This is a genomic window from Oceanobacter antarcticus (assembly GCF_044962685.1).
Lineage (GTDB): Bacteria > Pseudomonadota > Gammaproteobacteria > Pseudomonadales > Oceanobacteraceae > Oceanobacter > Oceanobacter antarcticus.
The window spans coordinates 1-330 of sequence record NZ_JBBKTX010000088.1 but is presented as its reverse complement, the minus strand read 5'-3'; the positions used below and the strand labels follow the sequence as shown (position 1 = coordinate 330).

Annotated in this window: 1 protein-coding gene; it reads right to left on the bottom strand. The window is 48.8% G+C overall.

Annotation, left to right across the window (positions count from 1 at the left end; genetic code table 11):
- On the bottom strand, positions 1-330 hold a 330-nt coding region (locus WG929_RS21415), incomplete at both ends, for a transposase (RefSeq protein ID WP_416207630.1).

Genomic DNA, 330 nt, shown 5'->3' with positions numbered 1-330 from the left:
GTGCGGCCTTTCAGATACGATCGGGTCTTGTAACACACTTCGATTTTTTCATCCCTCACCACACCCACCCCTTTCGGTGGCAGAGACTTCGTGACCTTGTAATTCATATCTTTCTTCATCCTGCCCACAAACAGACAGCCCTCATTCACGAGCTTTTCGAGCCACGCCCCACCGTTATAGGCACGATCAAATACGTAAGTAGTTCCTTGAAAAACAGAGAGTTGAGAGATGGCGCGGCCATCGCTAACTCTAGCGTCGGTGATTTCAAAATAGATGGGCGTGTCGGCATTGGGATCGTAGACCGTATGGATTTTGACACCGCTTTTATTC